At 60.9% G+C, this 18895-nt stretch carries 16 protein-coding genes; 9 read left to right on the top strand and 7 right to left on the bottom strand.

All coding sequences use genetic code 11. The features are described from left to right. Nucleotides 1–389: 389 nt before the first annotated feature. From PseuLF5_RS12405 to PseuLF5_RS12375, 7 genes are all read left to right on the top strand, one after another. Nucleotides 390–2048, top strand: coding sequence for a Na/Pi cotransporter family protein (locus PseuLF5_RS12405; RefSeq protein ID WP_322375279.1), 1659 nt, complete (start codon nucleotides 390–392; stop codon nucleotides 2046–2048). Nucleotides 2049–2225: 177 nt separating this feature from the next. Next, nucleotides 2226–3614: a M16 family metallopeptidase gene (locus PseuLF5_RS12400; RefSeq protein WP_336347629.1), complete on the top strand. Its 1389-nt coding sequence runs from the start codon at nucleotides 2226–2228 to the stop codon at nucleotides 3612–3614. Between the two features lie 120 nt (nucleotides 3615–3734). Further along, nucleotides 3735–4763, top strand: coding sequence for a DUF5924 family protein (locus PseuLF5_RS12395; protein ID WP_123470157.1), 1029 nt, complete (start codon nucleotides 3735–3737; stop codon nucleotides 4761–4763). Between the two features lie 54 nt (nucleotides 4764–4817). Beyond that, nucleotides 4818–5966 (top strand): ABC transporter permease, encoded by a 1149-nt coding sequence (locus PseuLF5_RS12390; RefSeq protein WP_123470159.1) that lies wholly within the window; start codon nucleotides 4818–4820, stop codon nucleotides 5964–5966. Then, nucleotides 5963–6766 carry an ABC transporter ATP-binding protein gene (locus PseuLF5_RS12385; protein ID WP_123470161.1) on the top strand — a complete coding sequence of 268 codons (804 nt, stop codon included), beginning with the start codon at nucleotides 5963–5965 and terminating at the stop codon, nucleotides 6764–6766. Before PseuLF5_RS12390 ends, PseuLF5_RS12385 begins: the two co-directional genes overlap by 4 nt. A 1-nt stretch (nucleotide 6767) precedes the next feature. Next, nucleotides 6768–7706, top strand: a complete 939-nt coding sequence (locus tag PseuLF5_RS12380; protein ID WP_123470163.1) for an MlaD family protein — start codon at nucleotides 6768–6770, stop codon at nucleotides 7704–7706. Beyond that, complete coding sequence (locus PseuLF5_RS12375) at nucleotides 7703–8326, top strand: ABC-type transport auxiliary lipoprotein family protein (RefSeq protein ID WP_340133650.1); 624 nt, start codon at nucleotides 7703–7705, stop codon at nucleotides 8324–8326. The genes PseuLF5_RS12380 and PseuLF5_RS12375 overlap by 4 nt, the downstream gene beginning before the upstream one ends. A 119-nt stretch (nucleotides 8327–8445) precedes the next feature. On the opposite strand, the gene PseuLF5_RS12370 is transcribed toward PseuLF5_RS12375, so the two are convergent. From PseuLF5_RS12370 to PseuLF5_RS12350, 5 genes are all read right to left on the bottom strand, one after another. Then, the gene (locus tag PseuLF5_RS12370) at nucleotides 8446–9675 is read right to left on the bottom strand and encodes a nucleoside recognition domain-containing protein (protein ID WP_123470167.1); all 1230 of its coding nucleotides are present in this window, start codon (nucleotides 9673–9675) and stop codon (nucleotides 8446–8448) included. Nucleotides 9676–9808: 133 nt separating this feature from the next. Further along, a complete protein-coding gene (gltP, locus tag PseuLF5_RS12365; RefSeq protein WP_123470169.1) occupies nucleotides 9809–11140 on the bottom strand; it encodes a glutamate/aspartate:proton symporter GltP in 1332 nt (443 codons plus the stop codon). Nucleotides 11141–11843: 703 nt separating this feature from the next. Then, entirely contained in the window at nucleotides 11844–12308 is a 465-nt protein-coding gene (locus PseuLF5_RS12360; RefSeq protein ID WP_340133648.1) for an inhibitor of vertebrate lysozyme family protein, read from the bottom strand. 2 nt (nucleotides 12309–12310) lie between these two features. After that, nucleotides 12311–12475, bottom strand: coding sequence for a DUF1328 domain-containing protein (locus PseuLF5_RS12355; RefSeq protein ID WP_003177151.1), 165 nt, complete (start codon nucleotides 12473–12475; stop codon nucleotides 12311–12313). 73 nt (nucleotides 12476–12548) lie between these two features. After that, on the bottom strand, nucleotides 12549–12833 hold the full coding sequence (locus PseuLF5_RS12350) for a hypothetical protein (RefSeq protein ID WP_123470173.1): 285 nt from the start codon (nucleotides 12831–12833) through the stop codon (nucleotides 12549–12551). A 427-nt stretch (nucleotides 12834–13260) separates the two neighbouring features. Between PseuLF5_RS12350 and algB the strand changes: the two genes are divergently transcribed. Both algB and PseuLF5_RS12340 read left to right on the top strand, forming a co-directional pair. Continuing rightward, entirely contained in the window at nucleotides 13261–14607 is a 1347-nt protein-coding gene (gene algB / locus PseuLF5_RS12345; protein ID WP_016986437.1) for a sigma-54-dependent response regulator transcription factor AlgB, read from the top strand. A gap of 10 nt (nucleotides 14608–14617) precedes the next feature. Then, nucleotides 14618–16402 carry an ATP-binding protein gene (locus PseuLF5_RS12340; RefSeq protein WP_222833972.1) on the top strand — a complete coding sequence of 595 codons (1785 nt, stop codon included), beginning with the start codon at nucleotides 14618–14620 and terminating at the stop codon, nucleotides 16400–16402. Here the strand turns inward: PseuLF5_RS12340 and PseuLF5_RS12335 are convergent. Beyond that, nucleotides 16399–18012, bottom strand: a complete 1614-nt coding sequence (locus tag PseuLF5_RS12335; protein WP_186746980.1) for an EAL domain-containing protein — start codon at nucleotides 18010–18012, stop codon at nucleotides 16399–16401. The two genes, PseuLF5_RS12340 and PseuLF5_RS12335, sit on opposite strands and share 4 nt — an antisense overlap. Nucleotides 18013–18088: 76 nt before the next feature. Then, nucleotides 18089–18871, bottom strand: a complete 783-nt coding sequence (locus PseuLF5_RS12330) for an N-acetylmuramoyl-L-alanine amidase (protein ID WP_222833971.1) — start codon at nucleotides 18869–18871, stop codon at nucleotides 18089–18091. Between the last annotated feature and the right edge of the window lie 24 nt (nucleotides 18872–18895).

Genomic DNA, 18895 nt, shown 5'->3' with positions numbered 1-18895 from the left:
GAGTGTCAGTCGACAACCATGTTGGCTGATCCACCGTTTTCGCGAGTAGGCTCGCTCCCACATTTTTTTGTGCAGCATTCAGGCACCGCGGACCCTGTGGGAGCTGGCTTGCCAGCGATAGCGGAATGTCAGCGATAGCGGAATGTCAGGCGACATCAATGTTGGTTGTGCCGACGCCATCGCTGGCAAGCCAGCTCCCACAGGGGCGGCGTTGATTTAAATGGGAGTGAATGAAGCGCTGTTCATGACACTTTTGTTTCAATCAGCACTTTAGCTGTGCAATGCTGGCGCCCAGGCCGTTAGCCAACTACAGCTTAAGTACAAGACGTAGAAACAGCGCGGTACCGTCAACTTGCCCCTCTGGGGCGCTGCGACTAGAGGGGGTCTGCATGCTCACCCTGCTCAATCTGCTTTCCGCCGTGGCCTTGTTGATCTGGGGCACGCACATCGTCCGGACCGGCATCCTGCGGGTGTACGGCACCAACCTGCGCCACGTCATTGGTCAAAACATGTCCAGGCGCTGGCTCGCCTTTGTCGCCGGCATCGTCGTCACCGCGATGGTGCAGAGCAGCAACGCCACCGCAATGCTCGTAACATCTTTCGTTGGCCAGGGCCTGATGGCGCTGACCCCGGCGCTGGCGACCATGCTCGGCGCCGACGTCGGGACCGCGCTGATGGCGCGGGTGCTGACGTTCGATCTGTCGTGGCTGTCGCCGCTGCTGATCTTTCTCGGGGTGATTTTCTTCCTCTCGCGCAAACAGACGCGGCTCGGGCAGATGGGCCGGGTCAGCATCGGTCTGGGGTTGATCATTCTCGCGCTGCAACTGATCGTCGAGGCCGCCGCACCGATCACCCACGCCCAAGGGGTGAAAGTGATTTTCGCCTCGCTCACCGGCGACATCCTCCTCGACGCCCTGGTCGGCGCCTTGTTCGCGATGATTTCCTACTCCAGCCTCGCCGCCGTGCTGCTGACTGCGACCCTTGCTGGCGCCAGCGTGATCAGCCTGCCGGTGGCGATCGGCCTGGTGATCGGTGCCAACATCGGCAGCGGCATTCTGGCGTTCATGAGCACCAGCATGCAGAACGCCGCCGGCCGGCAGGTGGCGCTGGGCAGCCTGCTGTACAAACTGATCGGCCTGCTGCTGATCATTCCGGTGCTCGATCCGCTGGTGCACTGGATGGACGGGCTGGATTTCAGCCCGCAGGAAATGGTCATTGGCTTCCATCTGCTCTACAACACCGCGCGGTGCCTGATTCTGCTGCCGTCGGTGGCGCCAATGGCGCGACTCTGCGCATGGCTGCTGCCTGAGCGGCCGGAGGTCAACGGCACGGCCAGGCCACGCCATCTCGACGCCACCGCGTTGTCGACGCCGAGTCTGGCCCTGGCCAATGCCGCGCGGGAAACCCTGCGCATGGGTGATCTGCTGGAAAACATGCTCGACGCCACTCTCGCCGTGTTGCGCGGCAAGCAAACGGCGGTCACTCAGGAAATCCGCTCGTTGAGCGATGACATCGAGTCGCTTTACAGCGCGATCAAACTGTATCTCGCGCAAATGCCCCGCGAAGACCTTGGTGAGCAAGACAGCCGGCGCTGGGCCGAGATCATCGAACTGGCGATCAACCTGAAACTGGCCAGTGATCTGATCGAACGCATGCTGCGCAAGATTCAGCAGCAGAAGACCTCACAGCGGCGTTCGTTTTCCGAAGAGGGGCTGGAGGACCTGACCGGTCTGCAACAGCAATTGACCGCCAACCTGCGCCTGGGCCTGTCGGTGTTTCTCAGCAGCGACAAGGAAAGCGCCCGCCAGTTGTTGCGCGAGAAACGTCGCTTTCGTGCACAGGAACGGCGTCTGGCCCATGCCCATGTCAGCCGTTTGCAACGTAAGATCGTGCAGAGTCTGGAAACCAGTTCATTGCACCTGGAGCTGATTGCGGATATGAAGCGCTTGAATTCGCTGTTTTGCAGCAGTGCTTACGTGGTGCTGGAAACGACGGATACCGGGGCGCTGGAAGCGGATGATATTGCCGACATTACGCATTCGCCTTGAACGTCTGGGGCTGGGGTCAGTCAGTAACTCAGAGTTCAGCCTCAAGGACGTCTTCGCTGGCAAGCCAGCTCCCACAGGGTTTTGTGAACGCCGCAAATCCTTGTGGGAGCTGGCTTGCCAGCGATGGGGCCCTGACTGACGACACGGATCTCCAAATCAGCCGTACGGAAGCCTGTTATGCGTTGCCTGTTGTTCGCCTGTCTGTTGCTCGGTTCCCTGCCCGCCTTCGCCGTTGATCGCTTTCAGGTCGAAGGCTATGCGCTGCCCAATGGTTTGCAGCTGTTGCTCAAGCCCGGCACCGAACGCGGGCATGTGGCGATCCGCCTGGTGGTCGGCGTCGGCCTCGACGATTTCGACTGCGATGAAAAAGAGCTGCCGCACCTGCTGGAACACCTGCTGTTCAGTGGCGTCGACGCTACTGGCGAAGGCGGGCTGGAAGAGCGCATGCAGGCGCTGGGCGGCGAGTGGAACGCATTCACCAGCAACGCCGACACCACGTTCGTCATCGAAGCCCCGGCGAAGAACCAGCGCAAGGTGCTCGACCTGCTGCTCGGCCTGCTGACTCAGACCCGCATTGACGACAACGCGATCAACGCCGCCAAACGCGTGGTCGAGCGCGAGGACGGCGGCCATTACACGCGTCTGCAGCGTTTTCTCGACCGCCAGGATCTGGGCCACACCGCGAGCAATCAACTGGCGGTGGAGCTAGGCCTGAAATGCCCGCAACGTGCGGAAGTCGGTCACCTGACCCAGGCGCAACTGGAGAAGGTGCGCAAGACCTGGTACGCGCCGAACAACATGTCCCTGATCGTCGTCGGCGAGCTCGATAAACTGCTGCCGGCCTACCTGGAGCGCACCTGGGGCGCGCTCGAAGCCGTGGACCCGGCCGAGCACCGTGAGCTGCCGGACATCCGCACCAGTGCGGCCCATGAACGCACGCTCACCCGCGGCTTCATCGGCGACAGTGCCAAGCTGCACTGGCTGGTGCCGGAGCCGGTGCTCGACGATCAGTACGACGAAACCTTCGACATCCTCAAGGACTACCTCGACTGGGCGCTGTACCGGCAGATCCGCCTGAACCACGGTTTGTCCTACGGGCCATGGGCCGAGCGTGAGGTGTTTGGCGGGGTCGGTTTCATGAGCCTCAATGCCGACGTGGATCGCGATGACCTCGCCGAAGCGCAACAGGTGCTGGAAGACCTCAAGGCCGACTTGCTGAAAAACGGCCTCGACCCCGACACCTTCGCCCGGATCAAACAGGCCGCCATCGCCCATCAGGCCTGGGCCGTGCAAGGCAACAGCGCGATGGCTGATTATTACTGGAGCGCGCTGGGCGACTACGAGGACGGGCGCTTTGCCAACCCTGCCCGCGAACTGCAAGGCGTGACGCTGGAAACGGCAAACAAGGCCATGCGCGAATTGCTGTTGCAGCCGGGGTATCTGCGTATCGAGAAGCCGTTGATCAGTGATGATGAGGCGCTGTGGCTGATTGCCGGCGGTCTCGGCCTGGTGTTGCTGGTGCTGATTGGCTGGCGCCTGCACCGCCGAAAACCCGTCGGACACTGAACCTGTAGGCTCACGCCTACAGGGGAATGAGTTGTGTTCAGGTGACCACCAACCTCGCCACAGAAGCCTGCGGACGGTACTCTGTCGGGGTTTTTTCCTATCCAGCCGTGAACTGCCCACATGCCAAAAATCCCCGACCTGATCCAGCGCATTCTCGAACTGATGAAGCGCTATCCCGGGGTCATTGCGCTTGGCGGTTTCATCTCCGGGGTCGGCAGTTTCATTCTGGTCGATCGCCAGCAGGGGCTGGCGAGCTGGATCACCATCATCATGCTGCTGAGCTGGATCTGGCTGATGCTGGAAAACACCCTGACCGGGCTGTTCACGCGGATCTTCAAGCGGGAAATTCCGCAACCGCTGTTGCGCTACGCAACGCAGATGATCCACCAGGAAAGCCTGTTTTTCGTCCTGCCGTTCTTCTTCATCACCACCACCTGGAACAGCGGCCAACTGATCTTCACCGGCCTGCTGTGCATCGCCGCGCTGATTTCGATTGTCGATCCGCTCTATTACAAATGGCTGGCGCCACGACGCTGGGCGTTTCTCGCGCTGCACACCCTGACCCTGTTCGCTGCCCTGCTCACCGCCCTGCCGGTGATCATGCACCTGACCACGGCGCAGAGTTTCAAATGGGCGCTGGGCACGGCGGTGGTGTTGTCGTTCCCGAGTCTGGCGTCGATCTTCCCGATCCGCACCGTGCGCAACGCGCTGGCCATTCTGTGCATCACTTTCGGCATCGGCGCGGTCGGCTGGACGCTGCGCTCGTGGGTGCCGCCGGCGACGCTGTGGATGACCGACGTGGCGATCAGCACTCAGTTGCAGGACCGCACCCCCGGCGCCAGCCTCGACCAGGTCAGCGCCGAGCAGATCCGCAACGGCGGCCTCTACGCCTACACCGCGATCAATGCGCCGCGCGGGCTGGATGAGCGGATCTATCACGTGTGGCAGTTCAACGGCCAGGAAGTCGACCGCATTGCCCTCGATATCCACGGCGGGCGCAAGGAAGGCTACCGGGCGTGGACGCACAAGCAGAACTTCCCAGGCAACCCGGCCGGCAAATGGCAGGTGCGGGTGTTGACCGAGGATGGCCAGGTGATTGGCGTATTGCGCTTCGAAGTCACAGACAGCACAGCGACCAAAGAAAAGTAATCCGGTTCGTGCTATTACGTTAGTTCGCTCAACAGACGAACAAGCACGGAGCTTATGACCAGCCGTTCGATCACCGGCAGTGCTCACCTGGACACGTCGATCAGCCCTGCCCGCCTGCGGGTCATCGGAGACTGGACGCTCGCCCATTACGCCGAGCTCAAGCACCTGAGCGAGTCGCTGCGCGGCCAGTACGACGCCAATACTCCCATCGACCTTAATGGCCTTGGCACCCTCGATACCGCCGGTGCCTCGTTGCTGGTGGAGTTGCTCGGTTCCGAGCGCCTGGGCAAGTCCGCCGAACATCCCGATTGCACCTTGTCCTCGGCCGACCGTGCCTTGCTGCAAACCGTGTATTGCTCGCTGACCGATTTCTGCGTACCGATCAAGGAGCCGGAAGTCAGCGTAAGCGTGCAATTGCTCACGCGCATCGGACGTGCCGTGGACACGGTCTGGCAGGACACCCTGCAACTGCTCGGCTTTGTCGGGCTGATTCTGGAAACCATCGCGCGTAACCTGTTTCGGCCCAAACGCTGGCGGATCACGCCGATGATCGCGCACATCGAACAGACCGGCCTCGACGCTGCGCCGATCGTGGCGCTGCTGACCTTTCTGGTCGGTGCGGTGGTGGCCTTTCTCGGCGCGACGGTGCTGGCCAGTTTCGGCGCGACGATCTTCACCGTGGACCTGGTGGGATTCTCGTTCCTGCGCGAGTTCGGGGTGTTGCTCACGGCGATCCTGATGGCCGGGCGCACCGCCAGTGCCTTCACCGCGCAAATCGGCTCGATGAAGGCCAACGAAGAAATCGACGCGATTCGCACCCTTGGCCTCGATCCGATGGAGCTGTTGGTGGTGCCGCGCGTGCTGGCGATGCTGGTGGCGCTGCCGATGCTGACTTTTCTCGCCATGCTGTGCGGGATCATCGGTGGCGGTGTGGTCTGCGCGGTGTCGCTGGATATTTCGCCAGCGATGTTCCTGTCGTTACTGCAGTCGGACATCGGCATCCAGCATTTCCTGGTGGGTCTGGTCAAAGCACCGATTTTCGCTTTCCTGATTGCCGCGATTGGTTGCCTGGAAGGTTTCAAGGTCAGCGGCAGCGCCGAATCGGTCGGCGCGCACACCACGTCTGCGGTGGTGCAGTCGATTTTCGTGGTGATCGTGCTCGACGCGGTGGCCGCACTGTTCTTCATGGAGATGGGCTGGTGAGTCGTCTACCCCGCGCGCCCTCGGAGGCGGTGATCGAAGTCCGTGGCCTGTGCAATCGCTTCGGTAGCCAGAGCGTGCACGAGAGCCTCGATCTGGATTTGTACAAAGGCGAGATTCTCGCCGTGGTCGGCGGCTCCGGCAGCGGCAAATCGGTGTTGCTGCGCAGCATCGTCGGCCTGCGCCGGCCCAGCGAAGGCATGGTCAAAGTGTTCGGCAAGAACCTGCCGAGCCTGTCCGAACATGAGCGTTCGCTGGTCGAGCGGCGTTTTGGCGTGCTGTTTCAGAAAGGCGCGCTGTTTTCCTCGCTGACCGTCACCGAGAACGTCGCCCTGCCCCTTATCGAACACGCCGGCCTGAGCCGCAACGACGCCGAGCACCTGGCCGCGGTGAAACTGGCGCTGGCCGGGCTGCCGCTGTCGGCGGCGGACAAATACCCGGCGTCGCTGTCCGGCGGCATGATCAAACGCGCCGCTCTGGCCCGGGCCCTGGCCCTGGACCCGGATATCCTGTTTCTCGACGAACCCACCGCCGGCCTCGATCCGATTGGCGCGGCGCAATTCGATCAATTGATCCTGACCCTGCGCGATGCGCTGGGCCTGAGTGTGTTTCTGGTCACTCACGACCTCGACACGCTCTACACCATCACCGACCGCGTGGCGGTGCTGGCGCAGAAGAAAGTGCTGGTCGCCGGCCCCATCGACGTCGTCTCGGAAACCGACGACGCGTGGATTCACGAATACTTCCACGGCCCGCGCGGCCGCTCGGCGCTGGACGCCGCCAAACTGCTCAACGAGGTCTGACATGGAAACCCGAGCCCATCATGTGTTGATCGGCCTGTTCACCGTGATAGTGGTGGCTGGCGCCCTGCTCTTCGGTCTGTTCTTGGCCAAGTCCAGTGTCGACACCGAGTTCAAGGATTACGAGATTGTCTTCAGCGAGGCGGTCAGCGGGCTGTCCAAGGGCAGCCCGGTGCAGTACAGCGGGATCAAGGTCGGCGATGTGATCAATCTGCGCCTTGATCCCAAAGATCCACGGCGCGTGCTGGCGCGGATTCGTCTGGGCGGCGATACGCCGGTCAAGGAAGACACCCAGGCCAAACTGGCGCTGGCCGGGATCACCGGGACGTCGATCATCCAGCTCAGCGGCGGCACGCCGGAAAGCCCGAAGCTGCGTGGCCATGACGGCAACCTGCCGACCATCGTCGCCTCGCCCTCGCCTATTTCGCGGCTGCTCAATGACAGTAACGATTTGATGAGCGGCATCACCGCGCTGCTGAGCAATGCCAATCAGATGTTTTCCCCGGAGAACGTCGAGCGCGTCAGCAACACCTTGGCCCATCTGGAGCAGACCACCGGCTCGATCAACGATCAGCGCGGCGACCTGCGCCAGGCCATGCAGCAACTGGCGAGTGTCGGCAAACAGGCCGGCAACATGCTCGAGCAGACGTCGCTTCTGATGCGCAACGCCAATGGCCTGCTCAACGATCAGGGCAAACAGGCGCTGGGCAGTGCCGAGCAGGCGATGAAGTCGCTGGAACAGAGCAGCGCGACGATCAACACGTTGCTGAGCAAGAACGAAAATTCCCTCGACAACGGCATGCAGGGCCTCAATGGCCTGGCCCCGGCCATCCGCGAACTGCGCGAGACGCTGACCTCGCTGCGCGCCATTTCCCAACGCCTTGAAGCCAACCCCAGCGGTTACTTGCTGGGCCGTGACAAGAACAAGGAATTCACGCCATGAAGCTGACTCACTTCGCCCTCCTCGCCGGTTTCTCGCTGCTCGGCGCGTGCTCGATCCTGCCGCAGGCCGATCCGTCGGACGTGTATCGCCTGCCGTCGGCCCAGGCGCCCGCCTCGGCCAGCTCAGCCGCCGCTCAGCCCTGGTCGCTGCGGCTGAACAAGCTGCAGGCCAGCGAGGCGTTGAACCGGCCGACCATTGCAGTAATTCCGCAGGGTGATGTGATCAGCAGCTACAAAGGCTCGCGCTGGAGCGATCCGGCACCGGTGCTGGTGCGCAATCGACTGCTCGATGGCTTTGTGCGTGATGGCCGGGTGACGTTGCTGAGTACCGATGACAGCAACTTTGCGGCGGATCTGGAGCTGGGCGGCAGTTTGCAGGCGTTTCAGACCGAGTATCAGGGCCGTCAGGCCAGCGTTGTGGTGCGGGTCGATGCGTTGCTGGTGCGTGGCTATGACCAGAAGATTCTCGCCAGCCGCCGCTTTGAAGAGCGTCAGCCGCTGAGCGATGTGCAGGTGCCAGCGGTGGTTGCGGGGTTTGGCCAGGCCAGTGATCGCCTGACCGCCAAAGTCGTGGCTTGGGCTGTCGACCAAGGCCAAAAACTCGCCCCCAGAAAGCCCTGATTCACCACAATCCATGTAGGAGTGAGCCTGCTCGCGATAGCGGTCTATCAGCCACCATCATCGGTGACTGTCACTCAGCTATCGCGAGCAGGCTCACTCCTACAGTTTTTGATTTGTGGTTAACCGAAGAACCAGTAGCAGACGCCAATCGCGCCCAGTACCCCGGCCAGCTCAGCCAGCAACGCACACCCCACCGCATGCCGCGCCCGCTGAATCCCCACCGCGCCGAAATACACTGCCAGCACATAGAACGTGGTCTCGGTACTGCCCTGCACCGTCGCCGCTACCAGCGCCGGGAAGCTGTCGACCCCTGAAGTCTTCATGGTCTCGATCAGCATCGCCCGTGCGGCGCTGCCGGAAAACGGTTTGACCATCGCCGTCGGTAACGCGTCGACAAACCGCGTGTCCCAGCCGGCCCACTCGACCAGATGGCGGATACCATCCAGACCGAAGTCCAGCGCCCCGGAAGCACGCAGTACGCCGACCGCGCAGAGCATCGCCACCAGATAGGGCAGCAGGTTCTTGGCGACATCGAAGCCCTCTTTTGCACCTTCGACGAACGCTTCGTAGACCTTCACCTTGCGTAACGCGCCGATCACCAGAAACAACATGATCAGTCCGAATAGTGTCAGGTTGCCGAGGATCGACGACAATCCGGCCAGCGCCGTGGCCGACAGGGTCGCCAGCAATGCCATGAAAGCGCCGAGGATCAGCGCGCCGGGAATCAGATAGGCCAGCACCACCGGGTCCCAGATGCGCAGGCGCTGCATGAACGCCACCGAGAGAAAGCCGACGATGGTCGAGCAACTGGTTGCCAGCAGGATCGGCAGGAATACCAGGGTCGGGTCCGGCGCGCCTTGCTGGGCGCGGTACATGAAGATCGTCACCGGCAGCAGGGTCAGGGACGACGCGTTGAGCACCAGGAACAGGATCTGCGCGTTGCTGGCGATGGTGGCGCTGGGGTTGAGCTCCTGCAGCGCCTTCATGGCTTTGAGGCCGATCGGCGTGGCCGCATTATCCAGGCCGAGGCCATTGGCAGCGAAGTTCAGGGTGATCAGGCCGAGGGCAGGGTGACCCGGCGGGACTTCCGGCATCAGCCGCAGGAACAGCGGCCCGAGGACCTTGGCCAGCCATTCGACGATCCCGGCCTTTTCGGCAATGCGCAGGAAGCCCAGCCACAGGGTCAACGTGCCGAACAGCAGCACCATCACCTCGACCGAGAGCTTGGCCATGGCAAAAATGCTTTCCACCATCGCCGCGAAAATCCCGGCATTGCCGCCGACCAGCCACTGCACCAGCGCAGAGATGGTTGCCACGACGAAGAAGCCAAGCCACAGGCCATTAAGCATCAGTCAAAATCCCCCGGAAGATGCGGCGAATGATAGCGGGGTCGCCAGAAACGACAAACCCCGGATTTCTCCGGGGTTTGTTGGTAAGGCTGGCTCGGTCACTGTGGGAGCCAATCTCCCCAGGGTTCAGCAATCAGTTCTTGGAAATCTCGCCAGCCGGCAGTTTTTCCTTGCTGCGCCAGTGCGGCAGGGAGTTCCAGTAGCGCTGGCCCTTGGCGTCGTCGTACATGCCTTCCCAACGAGCGATCACCAGGACCGCCAGGGCGTTGCCGATCACGTTCAGTGCGGTACGCGCCATGTCCATGATGCGGTCGACACCAGCGATGAAGGCCAGGCCTTCCAGCGGAATCCCGACGCTGCCCAGCGTGGCCAGCAGCACCACGAAGGACACGCCCGGTACACCGGCGATGCCTTTGGAGGTGACCATCAGGGTCAGGACCAGCAGCAGTTGCTGGCTGATCGACAGGTCGATGCCGTACAGCTGGGCAATGAAGATGGCGGCGATGGACTGGTACAGGGTCGAACCGTCGAGGTTGAACGAGTAACCGGTCGGCACCACGAAGCTGCAGATGGCTTTCGGTGCGCCGTAGGCTTCCATCTTCTCGATCACCCGTGGCAGCACAGTTTCCGAGGAGGCGGTGGAGTAGGCCAGGACCAGCTCATCCTTGAAGATGCGCATCAGCTTGATCACCGAGAAGCCGAACAACTTGGCGATCAGGCCCAGCACCACGAAGGCGAAGAAGGCGATGGCGACGTAAACCAGGATCACCAGCTTGGCCAGCGGCAGCAGCGAGGCGAAGCCGAAGTTGGCGACGGTCACCGCGATCAGGGCGAACACGCCGATCGGGGCGTAGTTCATGATCATGTGGGTGACTTTGAACATGCTCTCGGAAACGCCCTGGAACATCTTCACCAGCGGTTCGCGCAGGTCCGACTGCAGGCTCGACAGACCGAGACCGAACAGCACGGAGAAGAAGATGATCGGCAGCATTTCGCCGCGAGCCATGGCCGCGAAGATGTTCGACGGGATCAGGTTGAGGATGGTCTCGATGAACGCGTGTTCATGCTGTACTTCGGCGGCGGTCGCCTGGTACTTGGAGATGTCCACAGTGCCCAGGGTGCTCATGTCGATGCCGGCGCCCGGGTGGAACATGTTCGCCAACACCAGGCCGACGAGAATGGCGATGGTGGTGACGATTTCGAAGTAGATGATCGTCTTCAGGCCGATGCGCCCAAGCTTCTTGGCATCGCCCACGCCGGCGATGCCGACGATCAGGGACGAGATGACGATCGGGATCACGATCATCTTGATCAGACGGATAAAGATATCGCCTGCCGGTTGCAGGACGTTACTGATCCACCAGGCCTTTTCGGCACTGAAGTGGTTGAGCAACGCACCAATTGCAATCCCTAAAACCAGACCGATGAGGATCTGCCAGGCGAGGCTGAGTTTTGCCTTCTTCATTATCTTTACCCTTACTTGCGTTTGACTCAGGCACATGCAGGAACTGGAACGCTCTTTAGCGGAAAAGTCTGTGCATCTGCCTCCGTATAAGGTGCCCCGAAGCGCGTGTTTACGGCTCTTCGGCAGGCGAAAAAAGGCGCAACTATTCCGATGCAAGGTTGCGCCGTCTAATGCCGTAAACGCCTACCCTATGCCGAATCGGCATGAGCTTTTTTAAATGAAACTGGCGTCCCAACCGGTTCGATTACGACATTTCAGCCGGCATAAGTGCCGTGAACCGGCCATCACAGCCTAGGTTGGTTGTTTTTTGAACGAGTAAAATCGGCGGAAAATTTAGGAAAAAGCCTACATTGCAAGACTAGAAGTCCTACTGTTTAAACGGTCTCTTTCTCGATATACGGTCGCCAGGAAACACCGCGTAATGTTTTTGCGCGCAGTGTCAGCGATAAAAAGGAGGAGATGGGCGCTCTGGATCAATGTTTTGCGTGTTGCAAAGCCCAGCGCAAGTCCGTCGAACTACTGAGGTTCGGCGAACCTGCGGCGCAGCTTTTACCCTGACCCGGCCCTCGCGCAGGCACTCCCTGTACCCGTAGGTCACTCCGACCCTGTTGCAGTCAGAACGTCCCGGCCCCCTGGTCATGCGCCGGCCTTCATCGGGTGGGCGCAATCAAGAGCAGCGGGGGGCTGCTCTTATGTTCGAAACCTAATACCAGTTCGGATCTTTCTTCAGGGTTTCCATCAGCAGATCCTGCATGCCCTGGTCGGGTTCGCCGAGGAAGCGGTAGGTGGCATGTCGTGTCGGCGACTTGTCGGCCGGCAATCCTTCGGGCACATCGACGAGCATGGCGTAGGCATCTTTCTTGTCGAAGCTGAACGCGACGATCAAGCGGTGATTCAGGCATTTATCCGCCGACTCGCAGAGCGGTCCGACCAGATACTGATCGCCATCTTCAGTCACGGCGTTCATCTGCTGGTCCGGCGTGCCGGACAGGTTCATCACCCATTCCGGCAGGCGTTCTTCCTTCTTCACCACGCCTTGCCAGGTTTCCCTGTATTGCGGGTCGGAGCCGAGCAGCTCATTGACCCGCGTCTGGCCATCATTGGCCGCCAGCGCCATGGCACTACCGCCCAGAAGCAGGGCGGCTGCCAGTGTCTTTAACGCGCTCATCGTTAACCTCGGCCGCGACGGCCAAAGAAGAAGGAAGCGATGAACATCACCAGGAATACGACAAAGAGAATCTTGGCGATACCCGTGGCGGTGCCCGCGATACCACCGAAGCCCAGGACGGCGGCGATGATGGCAATGATCAAGAATGTAATTGCCCAACTCAACATGGTGATTCTCCTTACTTCTCTATTTAGGGATATTGCGTGTTCCGGCGCTGCGCGCCTGAATTCATTGGTTCAATCAGAAAACCCAGCGCTCTTCCCGTGGCAGCTGATCCAGCGGCTGCGTCTGGTCAACATCCATCATGCGCATCGAAGTGCTTTCGGCCTGGCTGCTGCTGACGGCGCTGAAGTGCGTTTGCGTGCTGTGTTGAATCGAAATCAACGGCTCAGGCTGCTGGCTGTTTTCCCAGCGCAGGTATTGCTGGCACGCGATCAGGGTCACCAACAGCGCAAGCACGCCAAACAGGCCTTGCTGGATATGCAGTGGCGAGATACGCACTTGGGCGGCACGTTGGCGAGTCATCCTGGGTTCCTCACACTTATTGGGTTGGGGCAGTTGGTTTCTGCCCGGGCTAAATGAGGTATTGCAGCCCGCGTGCCAGTTTTTTCATTGAAAAATATTCAATAAAATCAATAGGTTATATGCATGGTGAAAAACCTTGGCGACGCATCCTGCACGATGGGTCATCCAAGGTCGTGCGGAATGCACGATTATTTCGTAGGAGATTTCATTCTTATGGAATTGAGAGCACGACACGGATGTCAGAAAGATACGCAGGGAATGTCCTGCAAACCGGTGATTGTTTAAAAAACCAACGAAATCAACGTATTGGCCGTAACGGCAGGAGAGGGCTACCCTCCTATGGCTGGCATCGTTCAGAATCAACCATGCAACTTGCCCGATTTTTCCGGGACTAAACCAAGATCAATCACTATGGAGCGTAGGAAAAATGGAATCTGCCACTGAGCATCAAGGCCGCATTCTGCTGGTGGACGATGAATCCGCCATCCTGCGAACCTTCCGTTATTGCCTCGAAGACGAAGGTTATACGGTGGCCACGGCCAACAGCGCTGCCCAGGCCGAGGCACTGCTGCAACGTCAGGTTTTCGACCTGTGCTTCCTTGATTTGCGTCTGGGCGAAGACAACGGCCTCGACGTACTGGCGCAGATGCGCATTCAGGCGCCGTGGATGCGCGTGGTGATCGTCACCGCTCACTCCGCTGTGGATACCGCGGTCGACGCGATCCAGGCCGGCGCTGCCGACTATCTGGTCAAACCCTGCAGCCCCGATCAATTGCGCCTGGCCACGGCCAAGCAACTGGAAGTGCGCCAGCTCTCGGCGCGTCTTGAAGCCCTCGAAGGCGAAATCCGCAAACCCAAGGATGGCCTCGACTCCCACAGCCCGGCGATGAAAGTCGTACTGGAAACGGCGCGGCAGGTAGCGAGCACCGACGCCAACATTCTGATTCTCGGCGAGTCAGGCACCGGTAAAGGTGAATTGGCTCGGGCGATTCATGGCTGGAGCAAGCGCGAGAAGAAATCCTGCGTCACGATCAACTGCCCGTCGCTGACTGCCGAACTGATGGAAAGCGAGCTGTTCGGCCACAGTCGCGGGGCCTTTACCGGTGCCAGCGAAAGCACGCTGGGCCGGGTCAATCAGGCCGATGGCGGCACGCTGTTTCTCGACGAGATCGGTGACTTTCCCCTGACTTTGCAGCCAAAACTGCTGCGTTTTATTCAGGACAAGGAATATGAGCGGGTCGGCGATCCGGTGACCCGTCGCGCCGATGTGCGGATTCTGGCCGCGACCAACCTCAACCTCGAGGACATGGTGCGCGACGGTCGCTTCCGCGAAGACTTGTTGTACCGCTTGAACGTCATCACGCTGCATTTGCCGCCGCTGCGCGAGCGCGCCGAGGACATCCTGACCCTCGCCGACCGCTTCCTCGCCCGCTTCGTCAAAGAGTATGCGCGTCCGGCGCGCGGGTTCAGTGACGAGGCCCGTGAAGCGCTGCTCGGCTACCGCTGGCCAGGCAATATTCGCGAACTGCGCAACGTGGTTGAGCGCGCCAGCATTATCTGCCCGCAGGAACGTGTGGAAATCAGCCACCTCGGCATGGCCGAACAGCCGGCCAACAATGCACCTCGCGTTGGCGCAGCGCTGAGCCTCGATGAACTGGAAAAGGCGCATATCGGTGCGGTACTGGCCACCGCCGGCACACTGGATCAGGCCGCAAAAACCCTCGGTATCGACGCCTCGACCCTGTATCGCAAGCGCAAGCAGTACAACCTGTGAGCGCCCGACGATGAAACTGGCGATGAAGTTGCGCACGCGGTTGTTCCTGAGCATTTCCGCATTGATCACCGTGGCGCTGCTCGGGTTGTTGCTCGGGCTGGTCAGCGTGATGCAGATGGCCGGTACTCAGGAAACGCTGGTGCGCAACAATTTCGTCACCCTGGATCTGGGCCTCAAGCTGCGCAAGACGCTGGGCGATCAACTGATCATCATGCTCGCCGAAAAGCCTGACCCCGCGGCGTTTGAAGCTTCCAAACAGCACTACTTCCAGTTGCTGGATGAGGGGATCGCCCGGGAGCGGGAGCGGGAGGGTGATGGCCGGCAATACGGTTTCACTCAGGCCAAGGCCGACTACCTGAATTTTCTGCAGTCACTCGACCCCTCCAATGCGATGAGCGGCAACGCCGACTTCCGAGAGCGTTTCAACATTCTGCGCAACGGGCTGATTGCCGAGCACAAGCAGGCCCTCGACAACATCAACGCCGTCCAGCAACAGGCACGCAATCGGGCTTTGCTGATTGCCGGTCTGCTTGGGCTGGTCGGGCTGGCGGTGCTGATCATCGGCTTCGTCACTGCGCATGGCATCGCCCGGCGTCTGGGCGGGCCCATCGAGGTGCTGGCCAAGGCGGCCGATAACATTGGCCAGGGCAATTACGAGGTGACCCTGCCAATCTCATCGGCGATGGAGGTCAACCTGTTGTCCCGTCGTTTCGGGCTGATGGCCGAAGCGCTGCGTGAGCATCAGGCGACCAACGTCGACGAACTGCTGGCCGGTCAGCAACGTCTGCAGGCGGTGCTCGACAGCATCGACGACGGCTTGTTGATGATCGACCGCGAGGGGCATCTGGAACACCTCAACCCGGTGGCTCAGCGGCAGTTGGGCTGGGACGATGATCGACTCGGCCAGGGCCTGGGCTCGGCGCTTGAACGGCCGGAGCTGGATGCACAGCTGCAATTGGTCCTGCGTGGCGGCACCCTCGAGCGTGCGCCGGAGGACTTGAGTATCGAAGTCGACGGCGAATCCCGTTTGCTGACCTACAGCCTGACGCCGGTCAGCCACACCCAGGGGCATATTCTCGGTGCGGTGATGGTCTTGCACGACGTTACCGAGCAACGCGCCTTCGAACGGGTGCGCAGCGAGTTCGTCTTGCGCGCCTCCCATGAGTTGCGCACGCCGGTCACCGGCATGCACATGGCCTTCGGCCTGTTCCGCGAGCGGGCGAAGTTCCCGGCGGAATCGCGTGAGGCCGATCTGCTCGATACCGTGAACGAGGAGATGCAGCGCCTGATGCAGTTGATCAACGACTTGCTCAACTTCTCGCGCTACCAGAACGGTTTGCAGAAGCTGACTTTGGCGCCGTGCTCCATCGAAGACTTGCTGGAACAGGCGCAGCTGCGTTTCGCCGAGTCGGCGGCGCAGAAGGGCATTGCCTTGAATGTGGAAGTGCAAAGCCCGCTGCCGCGCTTGCAGGCGGATCAGGCGCAGCTCGACCGCGTGCTCGATAACCTGATCGACAACGCCTTGCGTCATACCGCCCGCGACGGTCAGATCCGCTTGCAGGCACGTCGACATGGCGAGCGGGTGATCATCAGCGTCGAGGACAACGGCGAAGGCATTGCCTACGGTCAGCAAGGGCGAATCTTCGAACCGTTTGTGCAGGTTGGACGCAAAAAGGGCGGAGCCGGGCTCGGCCTGGCGCTGTGCAAGGAAATTGTCCAGTTGCATGGCGGGCGCATGGGCGTCTACTCAAGACCGGGGCAGGGTACGCAGTTTTACATGGCGCTGGCGGTTTAGGCCTCGTCGTCCAGGCGTCGACCTGCGAGACGGCGTCCGCGGGTGATCAGTTCGATGAACTGCACTGCGCTCAAGGCATGGGCGAACAGCCAGCCCTGACCGAACTTTACGCCCTCACTGCTGAGCAATTGCGCTTGCGATTCAAGCTCGATGCCTTCGGCAATCACCTTCAGATCCAGCGCTTGCGCCATGTGAATGATGTGCGGTGCGACGCCACTGCTGGCGGCATCGTGACCGAGCGCATCAATGAACGCCTTGTCGATTTTCAGGCAGTCGACCGGCAGGGTTTGCAGGTAGGCGAGGCTGCAATAGCCGGTACCGAAATCGTCGATCAGCACCTGATGACCAACAGCGCGCAGCGCTTGCAGGTTTTCCCGCGCCACCACCACATCAATCAGGCCGCGTTCGGTCACTTCAAAAGCTATTTGCCGCGCTGCTACCCGGTGCAGGGTCAGCAGCCGCGCCATGACCTGGCCGATACGCGGCACCATCACGTCGCAGGCAGCGAGGTTGACCGAGATATACAGTTGCGGATTGGCCCGCAATATCGGGCCCAATTGTTCCAGCAGGCGCTGCAGGACAAAGTCGGTCATCTGGCGGATCTGCCCGGTGTTTTCCGCCAGAGGAATGAACAGGTCCGGGCTGGTCAGCGTGCCGTCCGGACGGCGCCAGCGCAACAGGGCTTCGGCGCCGACGCAGTTGCGGCTGTCGAGGTCGAAGATCGGTTGGTACAGCACCTGCAACTCGCCACGACGGATGGCGCCTTGCAGTTCGGCGTCGAGTGACTGGCGCTGGCGCACCAGTAAAAACACGAAGAACCCCACGAACGCGCCCAGCACCAGGCAGGCCGGCACCATCCACCACCAGATGGCAGGAATGTGCATGGCGGTTCTCGGCGTGATCAACACCAGTTGATACTCCGGGTTGTTGGTGGGCATGCGATAGATCAATCGGGACTGGGTAACCTGCAAGGCCTCGCGACTCTTCGGTGGCCACGATTCGCTCGGTGGCCAGGCCTGCGCCGCGCCGAGCACCGGGATCGCCCGGTTGCCATGGTCGAGCACCACCAGCAGGCTGCTGCCGGGCGACAGATCGACCATATCGGTCAGGTGTCCGCGTGACGTGGCCACGCGAAAATTACCGCGCCCGAGCATCAGGGCGGCGCGGTTTTCATCGGGTTCGGTGGTGGTGTTCAGCCAATAGCTGTAAGTCGGTCCCTTGATGTCCGGCGCCCGCACCACCGACAGGCCTTCCTGGCGCGGACGGTTGGAGCAGATGCGTGAGGCATCCATGTAGGCGGCTTCGTAGACGAAGCGATAATTGAAGGTCACCTGTTGCAGCGTGGCGATCATTTCGTCATCGCAGCTGCGCAATGGCTGGGCTTGGAGGTCGTCAAGGCTTTCGCGCAACTGGCCGAACAATTGTTCGAGGCGGGCAAGGAAGCGTTCGCCCTGGGCATTCATTTCCTGGCTTTCGCTTTGCTTGATCTGATGCATGGCGACGAACATTCCGCCGGCGATCAACAGGCTGGCACTGAGGACAGCCGCGATCGTCGCCAAAAACCAGGGGCGATAAAACCAGCTACGCAGCGTCTCTCGGGTAGCAGCCATCATGGAATATCCGAAGAATTACCAATGAGTTATAGCTGCTGATTGCGTTTTCGCCCTGACCGTCGGGCGGGCGTCATTATTTTGTCTGATTCAGCACCAGCAACAGCGCAGCCGTTTGTGCATCGGGCGTTCCGTCGAAGCGAGAAGGGCGGTAGTGCATCTGGAATGCCGCGAGGACATGGCGGGTGGCGACATCCAGTTCACCGGTCTGCGGCGTGTCGTAACCCAGATGCGCCAACTGCGCCTGGAACCAGCTAATGCCCGGCAGTTCACGGCTGTCGAACAGCGCTTGCTGGCGCGCCACCGCTTGCTCATTCGGCCATTTACCCAGGCCTTCGGCGGCGAGGCGCTTCCACGGGAACAGCGGCCCGGGATCGAGCTTGCGCAGGGGGGCGATGTCGCTGTGGCCGATGATGTGTTGTGCACTGATGCCGTGGCGCTTGCTGATGTCCTTGAGCAGGACGATCAACGACTGAATCTGCGCTTCGCTGTACGGATACCACTGGCGTCCGGTCGGAGTGTCCTTGAAACCCGGGTTGACGATTTCGATGCCGATCGAGCTGGAGTTGAGCCAGGTGCGCCCCTGCCACTGGCTTTCCCCGGCGTGCCAGGCGCGCTGGTTTTCATCCATCAGCTTGTAGATGGTGCCGCCCTTGTCGTCGCCGATCAGGTAATGGCTGCTGACTTCACCGTGGGTCAGCAGTTGCAGCGAACGTTCCAGCGAAGTCGAGGTGTAATGGACGATCACGAACTGGATACGGCTGTCGTGATTGGCCGAAGAATGGCGGGTGTCGTAGCGCGGGCCACTGGCACAGCCGGCCAAAACCAGTAACGACGCAATGAGGGCAAAGAATTTCATGGCAGAGGGCAGTACACACAAGAC

Origin of the sequence: Pseudomonas sp. LF-5 (assembly GCF_037626295.1) — a bacterium.
GTDB lineage: Bacteria > Pseudomonadota > Gammaproteobacteria > Pseudomonadales > Pseudomonadaceae > Aquipseudomonas > Aquipseudomonas monsensis.
Note: the sequence above shows the minus strand (reverse complement) of the source record. Positions and strands in the feature narration are given on the sequence as shown.

Coding starts and splice junctions, on each gene's coding strand:
- PseuLF5_RS12390 (WP_123470159.1), top strand. CDS start 4,818: ATGACCAGCCGTTCGATCACCGGCAGTGCTCACCTGGACACGTCGATC.
- PseuLF5_RS12395 (WP_123470157.1), top strand. CDS start 3,735: ATGCCAAAAATCCCCGACCTGATCCAGCGCATTCTCGAACTGATGAAG.
- PseuLF5_RS12350 (WP_123470173.1), bottom strand. CDS start 12,833: ATGACTCGCCAACGTGCCGCCCAAGTGCGTATCTCGCCACTGCATATC.
- PseuLF5_RS12400 (WP_336347629.1), top strand. CDS start 2,226: ATGCGTTGCCTGTTGTTCGCCTGTCTGTTGCTCGGTTCCCTGCCCGCC.
- PseuLF5_RS12370 (WP_123470167.1), bottom strand. CDS start 9,675: ATGCTTAATGGCCTGTGGCTTGGCTTCTTCGTCGTGGCAACCATCTCT.
- PseuLF5_RS12375 (WP_340133650.1), top strand. CDS start 7,703: ATGAAGCTGACTCACTTCGCCCTCCTCGCCGGTTTCTCGCTGCTCGGC.
- PseuLF5_RS12355 (WP_003177151.1), bottom strand. CDS start 12,475: ATGTTGAGTTGGGCAATTACATTCTTGATCATTGCCATCATCGCCGCC.
- PseuLF5_RS12405 (WP_322375279.1), top strand. CDS start 390: ATGCTCACCCTGCTCAATCTGCTTTCCGCCGTGGCCTTGTTGATCTGG.
- PseuLF5_RS12340 (WP_222833972.1), top strand. CDS start 14,618: ATGAAACTGGCGATGAAGTTGCGCACGCGGTTGTTCCTGAGCATTTCC.
- PseuLF5_RS12335 (WP_186746980.1), bottom strand. CDS start 18,012: ATGGCTGCTACCCGAGAGACGCTGCGTAGCTGGTTTTATCGCCCCTGG.
- PseuLF5_RS12330 (WP_222833971.1), bottom strand. CDS start 18,871: ATGAAATTCTTTGCCCTCATTGCGTCGTTACTGGTTTTGGCCGGCTGT.
- algB (WP_016986437.1), top strand. CDS start 13,261: ATGGAATCTGCCACTGAGCATCAAGGCCGCATTCTGCTGGTGGACGAT.
- gltP (WP_123470169.1), bottom strand. CDS start 11,140: ATGAAGAAGGCAAAACTCAGCCTCGCCTGGCAGATCCTCATCGGTCTG.
- PseuLF5_RS12360 (WP_340133648.1), bottom strand. CDS start 12,308: ATGAGCGCGTTAAAGACACTGGCAGCCGCCCTGCTTCTGGGCGGTAGT.
- PseuLF5_RS12380 (WP_123470163.1), top strand. CDS start 6,768: ATGGAAACCCGAGCCCATCATGTGTTGATCGGCCTGTTCACCGTGATA.